Genomic DNA, 1,642 nt, shown 5'->3' on the forward strand with positions numbered 1-1,642 from the left:
AGACGACACGACATGCCATCCCTCCCGCCGAAGCACCGATCTCATGCCTGACCAGCGGAAACGCAGCTACCGCCTTCGGAAAGACAACAACTTCTAAGGCTAACCCCGCAGAACGGGATGTCTCACCCAAGGCTGACAGAGAGGGGGACGAGCCCGCGACGGTACATGCGCACCGTAAGCAGGAGCCTCATTTGCCTCAAAGGACAGTTTTTTGTGCCCTCTCATACCCGTGAGGATCGATTTCGAGGCCGTGACGGAGGCCTGTGAGGTGCTGAACTGTTGTCAGTGGCTGCGGCGCGGGCAGTGGCTGCCGCGGCCTCGGTGTGGCTACAAGGTCAAGTCCAACTGTCGGGCCAACCGTCGCACACGAGGAACTTGTCCTGAGGGAGGGACAGTTCGCTGAGTACTTCGGGCCTAGCTCCGGCGATGGCTCGCACGTATTCGACGTCGCCGGTGCAGAGCGTCTTCTTGTTGCCCTGCTCGTCGGTGGCGAGGAGGAGGCCGTAGCCGTCGGGGGCGGGGTCGAGGCCGGCGGTCCGGCAGAAGCGCCGGTAGTTCCCTGGGCTGCCGAGGTCGGCCGGGGTGGCGAACGCGATCTGGCGTGGGGTCAGCATGTTGTCATCCTCTCGTCAGTGGCTGTGCCCTGGCAGGTAGCGGCTACCGCATTTCGAGCAGTACGGCAGGGTCGGTCATGGCATCCGTGTGCCTGAGGGGAACCTGCGTTCTGCGCAATGGGTGGCTCTGCCTCTGCGAGGCAGTTGACAGAGGCAGGGCCACTTCGGGCCGACATACCATGGCCCGGGGCCTCGGCGGGGAGCGTGAGACCACTTGCGGTTCGCCCTCGGTGCCGGGAGGGCGAACTGGTTCAGGCCAGCGGCCGGGGAGAGAATCGACCGCCTTTTTCCTGCCCTCCCCCTGGGTGAACAGGAGCCTGTCGAATGGGCGGCCCTGCCTCAGCGAGAGAAGTGAGAGGCAGGGCCGCCTCGGGCCGCCGATCCGCGGCCCGTGGCCTCGACGGGGCACGCGAGGCCACTTGCAGTTCGCCCTCTATGCGTAGGGAGGACGAACTGGTTGAGGCAGGCGGCCAAGGTAAGTCGGCCGCCCCTTTCCTGCCCTCCCCCACGGAGACAGAAACCTGCTGGCCCTGCCCTGACGAGGCGTTGACAGAGGCAGAGCCACCTCGAGCCGTAGCGAGCATGCGGCGACCCGAGATCCAGACGGTATACGCGCACCGGAAGCAGGAGTCTTCTTTGCGTACACATGTGCGCCTTTCGTGACCTTCACGCTCGTGAAGGGGGTTTTCGAGATCCTGGCGGCGCCTGTGAGGTGGCCGCCCTGAGTCGCTCAGTCCTGCGACTTGCTTCTGTCAATGCGTCGCAGTGAGCGGTCTCGGGTGATCGCGAGGGTCAAGCCCTTGAGGCTTGGACCGCCGGGTAGCCAGCAGGCCCGGGCCGCCTCTTCGACGCTCATGCGGTCCATGGCGTCCATGCCGTCCCGCCAGAGGCGGGCGGCTTTGCGAATCGCGTTCCTCGCGGCCTCGCTCCTAGGGGGCCTCCCTCTGAGTGGTGGACACGCTGTTACTGGATCTGCTTGATCCGGAGGAAGCGAGAAGTCGGCAGATGGCGATGAAGGATTACTCGGA

1 protein-coding gene is annotated in these 1,642 nt (G+C 65.1%); it reads right to left on the reverse strand.

What is annotated here, in order from left to right; all coding sequences use genetic code 11:
* Positions 1–335: 335 nt before the first annotated feature.
* On the reverse strand, positions 336–614 hold the full coding sequence (locus tag ACIA8E_RS41910) for a hypothetical protein (protein WP_399307362.1): 279 nt from the start codon (positions 612–614) through the stop codon (positions 336–338).
* Positions 615–1,642 lie beyond the last annotated feature (1,028 nt).

Origin of the sequence: Streptomyces sp. NPDC051664 (assembly GCF_044453545.1) — a bacterium.
Taxonomy (GTDB): domain Bacteria; phylum Actinomycetota; class Actinomycetes; order Streptomycetales; family Streptomycetaceae; genus Streptomyces.

What these genes read in the sequence shown, in the direction of transcription:
- ACIA8E_RS41910 (WP_399307362.1), bottom strand. Translation starts at nt 614, where the DNA reads ATGCTGACCCCACGCCAGATCGCGTTCGCCACCCCGGCCGACCTCGGC.